Origin of the sequence: Sphingomonas sp. (assembly GCF_035758555.1) — a bacterium.
Classification (GTDB): Bacteria; Pseudomonadota; Alphaproteobacteria; order Sphingomonadales; family Sphingomonadaceae; genus Sphingomonas_B.
Genome location: NZ_DASTXI010000157.1, coordinates 1 through 5,622, shown reverse-complemented (window position 1 = coordinate 5,622; position 5,622 = coordinate 1). Strand labels below are relative to the sequence as shown.

Annotated in this window: 6 protein-coding genes; 1 reads left to right on the top strand and 5 read right to left on the bottom strand. The window is 68.4% G+C overall.

All coding sequences use genetic code 11. The annotated features are described in order from the left end of the window. Positions 1-20 precede the first annotated feature (20 nt). A complete protein-coding gene (locus tag VFT73_RS09415; protein WP_326410237.1) occupies positions 21-1,034 on the top strand; it encodes a branched-chain amino acid ABC transporter permease in 1,014 nt (337 codons plus the stop codon). A 24-nt stretch (positions 1,035-1,058) separates the two neighbouring features. Here the strand turns inward: VFT73_RS09415 and VFT73_RS09410 are convergent, their stop codons facing one another. The 5 genes from VFT73_RS09410 to VFT73_RS09390 form a co-directional block, all read right to left on the bottom strand. Beyond that, entirely contained in the window at positions 1,059-2,339 is a 1,281-nt protein-coding gene (locus VFT73_RS09410) for a YncE family protein (RefSeq protein WP_326410235.1), read from the bottom strand. A gap of 4 nt (positions 2,340-2,343) precedes the next feature. After that, positions 2,344-3,153, bottom strand: coding sequence for a creatininase family protein (locus VFT73_RS09405; RefSeq protein WP_326410233.1), 810 nt, complete (start codon positions 3,151-3,153; stop codon positions 2,344-2,346). 105 nt (positions 3,154-3,258) lie between these two features. Further along, positions 3,259-3,963 carry a glutamine amidotransferase gene (locus tag VFT73_RS09400; protein WP_326410230.1) on the bottom strand — a complete coding sequence of 235 codons (705 nt, stop codon included), beginning with the start codon at positions 3,961-3,963 and terminating at the stop codon, positions 3,259-3,261. Then, positions 3,960-4,832 carry a LysR family transcriptional regulator gene (locus VFT73_RS09395; protein ID WP_326410228.1) on the bottom strand — a complete coding sequence of 291 codons (873 nt, stop codon included), beginning with the start codon at positions 4,830-4,832 and terminating at the stop codon, positions 3,960-3,962. The genes VFT73_RS09400 and VFT73_RS09395 overlap by 4 nt, the downstream gene beginning before the upstream one ends. Continuing rightward, positions 4,829-5,622 (bottom strand): NAD(P)-dependent oxidoreductase (locus VFT73_RS09390; protein ID WP_326410226.1); only part of this gene is annotated, 794 nt, incomplete at its 5' end. The genes VFT73_RS09395 and VFT73_RS09390, both read right to left, overlap by 4 nt.

The following is a 5,622-nucleotide window of genomic DNA, read 5'->3' as shown; positions in this document are numbered from 1 at the left end:
CCCGGTACTAGGAGCCCGCGTTGCGCACCCAGCGACCCCTTTCCATCGTCGGCGGCCGCGCGATCCTTGCAGTCGCGGCGATCGCGCTCGCGGTTGCGCCCTTCTTCCTCGATGCCGGCGGTCTCACGGTGCTGACGGAATTCCTCTGTCTCCTGGTGCTGGCCCTGATGTGGAACCTGCTGGCGGGCTATGCCGACATCGTGACCGTGGGCCAGCATGCTTTCGTCGGCGTCGGCGCCTATGCCTTTTACGGCGCCGTGGTTCTGCTGGGCGTCGATCCGTATCTCGCCTTCGCCGCGGCCGCATTCACCGCCTTCGTGATCGCCCTGCCGGCGATGGTGATCGTCTTCCGGCTGCGCGCCGCCTATCTCGCGGTCGGCACCTGGGTGGTGGCCGAGGTGCTCATGTTGATCGCGGGCAAGCTGCCGGGCTTCGGTTTCGGCTCGGGCGTCAGCCTGCCGGTCCGCGTCGCGCGCGAATTCGGCGCCCGGCCCGATGCGCGCTTCGCCACCATCTATTGGCTTGCCTTCGCACTGGCCGCGGCGACCTTCGCCAGCACCTGGCTGCTGCTGCGCTCGCGCATCGGCCTGGGGCTCATGGCGATGCGCGACAACGAGGAGGCGGCCGGTGCGGCCGGCGTCGACCTGGTGCGGGCAAGGATCGTCTGCTTCCTCTGGACCGCCCCTTTTCTCGGCCTCGCCGGCGCCATCATCACGCTGCAGAAGCTGCGCATCTCGCCGCCCGCCTCGTTCAGCATCATCGACTGGACGGTGTTCGTCATCTTCAACGTCGTGATCGGCGGCATCGGCAGCCTCGAAGGCCCGATTCTGGGCACCGTGCTGTTCTTCCTGCTGCGCGAATACCTCGCCCAGCTCGGCACCTGGCATCTGATCATCCTGGGCACGCTGTCGATCGCGATCATCCTGATCGAGCCGCGCGGGTTGTGGGGCCTGCTGCGACGGTTGCTGGGCGGCGACCTCATCCCGGTGTCGCACCGCGCCCGGCCGGGCTTCGGCGCCGAGCGCAAGCCTTGACGCCTTGCGTCGCGACGATTTGTGTCAGCGCATGTTGCCGGTATGGCCGAGCGAATAGCGGCCGGGCTGCGGCCAGACAGCGAGCCCATGCGGCTCGCGACCGACCTTGACCTGGTCGACGGCGCCCGTCGTCGTGTCGATGCGATAGACCACATCGTCGAAGCGACCCGACAGCCAGAGATATCTGCCGTCGGCCGAGACGTTGCCCATGTCCGGGCTGCCGCCACCGGGAATGGGCCAAAAGGCGACCACCTTCTGGGTCGCGAAGTCGATCACCGACACGCTGCCTTTGCCGCGGCGCGGCCCCAGCATCTTGTTGCTGCCGCGGTTGGCGACGTAGAGCAGCTTGCCGTCGCGGCTGGGATAGAGGCCGTGCGCGCCGACGCCGGTCGGAATGAAACCGACCTGTCGGAACGATGCGCCGTCGACCACGTGCACGCCGTCGGCCATCATGTCGGCGACGTAGAACAGCTTGCCGTCGGGCGAGATGCGGATGTCCTGTGGCATGCCGCGCTTGGCGCAGATCGCGCCGCCGAGCTCCAGCGAGTCGCTGACGATTGCGGGTTTCTTCTCGAACACTTCGAGCTGCGCCACCACGTCCGGTCGCTGGTAGAACGGCGTCAGCACCAGCGTGCCGACGACGCTGTGGTTCACCATGTCGATCTTGGTGACGGCTCCGTCGAACTCGCAGGTGAACAGCGCATAGCTGCCGTCGATCGAGAAGTCGGCATGGTTCACGCCGGCGCACTTGGGCACGGCGAGGGAGAATTCGATCTTCATGGTCCGCGGATTGCGGAAGTCGAGCCGCCGATGCTCCTCGGCAACGACGATCGCGTAGCGACCGTCGGGCGTCCAATAAAGGTTGTAGGGATCGTCGACGGGAATCGCCTCGCCCGGCCGGCCGGTGAGCGGATCGATCGGCGTCAGGCTGCCGTCGGTACGTCCTTCGGCGTTGTTGGCGACCCACAACGTCCTGAGATCCCACGACGGCACGACGTGCTGCGGATTGCGGCCGACCTTGAAGGTGTCGACCACCTGCAAGGTCGCGGGATCGATCACGGTGACGCTGTTGGCGCGCCGGTTGGGGACGTAGATCCGCGGCAGCGCGCCGTCGACCGCCGGACTCATCTTGTCCGCCGTCGTCTCGCTGTAGAGGTTGGTCGGATCGATCACCGGCGGCATCCCCGGCACGGTGACGACTTGCTCCGCGGCGGTAGGATCCTGCGGGTTCGGCTGCGCCGCGGCCCACCAGCCCGCGAAGACGACCGCCAGGGCGGGAAGGACAAGAAGACGATTCGCTTTCATGGATTCACTGCTTCTCCAGCCGCGCCTTTCGGATCGCCGCCACCGTCTCATCAATGATGAGATCGACGCCCAGCTGACCGAGCTCGGCGCTGGCCCGCCGCGGATCGCCGGAAACGCCGACGTTGCCTCCGTGTGCCGCCGCGAGGCCGTCGCGCCGCACCATCGCGGGATCGACGGCAAGCTCGAGCGAGGTGTCGGCGGCCCCGGCATGGGTGCCGATCTCGGCGTCACTCAGGCCTTTCGCGCGCAGCGCCCGCACGTAGGCCGTTTGTGCGGCGTCGTAGTAGGCCGCGATGAAATGCGCGCGCGTGCGGCTCATTGCCCACAGATGATTCAAGCGGTCGGCGACCTTCTTCAACTGCGTCTGGTAGCCGCCGTGATCGCCGATCAGCACGATATGCGTGAAGCCCGCCTGCTTCAGGCTCTCCGCGGCGCCTTCCAGCACGGCCTCGAACGCCGCGACCGGCACTGAGATCGTTCCGGGAAAGCGCATATGGCCGGTGGGCGGCGAGATGTTGCCTTCGGGCACGTAGGCCACGACCGGCGCGACCAGCGTATCGCCTAGGATCGCGGCGATCCGGCCGGCCAGCACCTTCACCCGGGCATTGTGCTTGCCGAGCGCGAGATGAGGACCGCTCTGCTCGGTGCCGCCGACGGGCACGATGACCGTCGTCGTCCCGTGGGCCAACGCATCGCGCAGCTCGGTCCATGTCAGCTCTTCGAGATAGGGACTCCGGGTGGCGGCCCGCGCGGCCGGAGCGCCGGCGCCGAGACAAAAGGCGAGAAAGACCATCAAGCCGAACGCAGCGCGCATCAACGCCTCTCCTCGGGCGGACAGCCTTCTACGCTATCGCCTTTCCCGCCGCCAGTGCCGGGCATGTCCCCGACCCTGCGGTATGAGCGCGCTTGCAGAAGGTCGTCAGGCGCGGATGCCGTCGAGCCAGCTTGCCAGAACGGACCGGCCGATACGGGCCAGCGCGCGGGCATGCCGTCGGCCGTCGGCGCGCAGTCGGCCGACATCGATGTGCCCGGCGGCGAGCTCGCCGGTATGGCCGATCAACCAGCGCTCGAAGCGCGAAAGATCCGCCTCGAGATGGAACTGCAAGCCGAGCACGCGCGCGCCAAGGCCGAAGGCCTGGTTGGGCGTGATGTCGGTCGCGGCCAGATGCCGGGCGCCTGCCGGAAGGTCGAAAGTGTCGCCATGCCAATGCAGCACCGGGCTCGGCTCGCGTTCGAGGAGGCCGAGGCAGCCTGCCCGTCCCTCCGCTGTCAGCGTCACCGGCGCGAAGCCGATCTCCTTCGCCGATCCTCGATAGACGCGCGCGCCGAGCGCCCGCGCGAGAAGCTGCGCGCCGAGGCAAATACCCAGCACCGGCACATCGCACCGCACGCTCCGTTCGATCAGGCGCACCTCGTCGGCGAGAAAAGGATAGCGATCGTCGTCATAGGCGCCGATCGGCCCGCCCAGCACGATCAAAAGATCGTCGCGTTCGAGCCGGAGGTCGGCCAGCTCCTCGACGCCGGCCTCGCGATAGCTGACATCGTACCGCCGCTCGGTCAGCAGGTCCGCCAGCAACCCGAGATCCTCGAAGGCGAGATGACGCAGGGCAACGGCCCGCTTCATACGGCCTTCTCGTGCAGAAACGCCGCGAAGCGTCGCGCCGGCCCGCGGGCCGGGGCGTGATCGGGAACGACCGAATAGAGCCGCTTGGCGAGCCCGCCGCCGCGCAGGCGGGGCGCCACGAGCCGGCCAGCCGCGAGCTCGTCGTGCACCGCACTTGCGAGCGCCACGGAAACGCCAAGTCCCGCGCGTACTGCCTGCTTCACCGCTTCCGTGCTGCCGAGCTGCAATCCCGCCTTGAGCTGGTCCGCCGCGATGCCCAGCCGCTCCTGCAACAGCCGCGCCGTTCCCGTCCCGGGCTCGCCGCCGATCAGGGGTTCCTCCATCAACATCGTCCGGTCGATCCATCGGCGATGCGCCCAACGATGGCCCGGCGGCACGATGACGACCACCGGTTCCTCGCGCCAGATGGCGGCATCGAAGCCCGGCCGGTCATCCCACCATTCCATTAGCGCGATGTCGATCTCCGCCTCTTCGAGCCGCTTGGCCGTCTCGGGGTTGGAGCCGATGCGGATGTCGATCGGGCCGAGATCAGCAGCATTCGATCGGAAGGCGCTCGCGAGCGGCTGCAAAAGATAGACACCGATATTGCTGCTGGCGCCGATGGCGAACCCGCCGCCCGAAAGGCTGGCCTCGGCGCGTTCGGCGACGCGCAGCAGCGTGCGGGCAAAAGGAAGGAGACGCGCTCCCGGTACGGTCGGGACGGCTTGCGCCCGCGCCCGCTCGATCAGCCGGCGACCGAGCGTCTCCTCGAGCTTCCGGACATGCTGCGAAACGGTGGGCTGGGCGATGCCGAGCCGTGTCGCGGCATTCTGGAAGGAGCCCGCTTCGATGACGGCAACGAAGGTGCGAACCTGTTCGAGATCGATCATGGGACGGACAGGCGTGGCGCCGAAGACGGTCGGTTCACGGCGCCGGCCGGAACGCGACCCTGCAGCGCATCGACCAGGCTTGCCGCCGCTTGCAAGGCGATGTCGCGGCGGACATCGTCGACCGCGGAGCCGAGATGCGGCGTGAACAGCGTCTTGTCCCGCGCCTGGCGCAGACGCGCGTCGAGCTCGTCCGGTCGACCGTCGAGCGCCCAATCCTCGAAGGCGAAGACGTCGGCGGCATAGCCACCCAGCACACCGCTCTCGAGCGCATCGGCGACCGCCGCCTCGTCGACCAGCGAGCCGCGCGCGATATTGACCAGGAAGGCGCCGCGCTTGAGGCCGGCGAGGAAGCGCGCATCGACCAGGCCGCGCGTCTCGGCAGAAAGCGGCAGACCCAGGAGGACGAAGTCGCTCTGCCGCAGGAGTTCCTCGCGGGCAACGCGCCGCAGCTGCAAGGCGTCTTCCTGATCGGGCGGGAGCGGCAGGCGGTCGGTGTAAAGCAGTGTCGTCTGGAAACCGGCCAGCCGACGGGCCACGGCCTTGCCCACGGCGCCGACCCCGATCAGGCCGACAGTGCTGCCGTCCAAGCCGCGGCCGTAGAGGATCGGCCGCCAGCCGCGAAAGTGCCCGGACCGGACCAGCCTGTCGCCGGGCAGGATGTTGCGGGCGAGGCCGATCATGAGGCCGATCGCCAGCTCCGCCGTCGGCAGGGTCAACCGGTCGGGTACGACGGTGAGCCATACGCCCCGCCGCTCGCACGCAGCGGCGTCGAAATTGTCGTAGCCCTTCA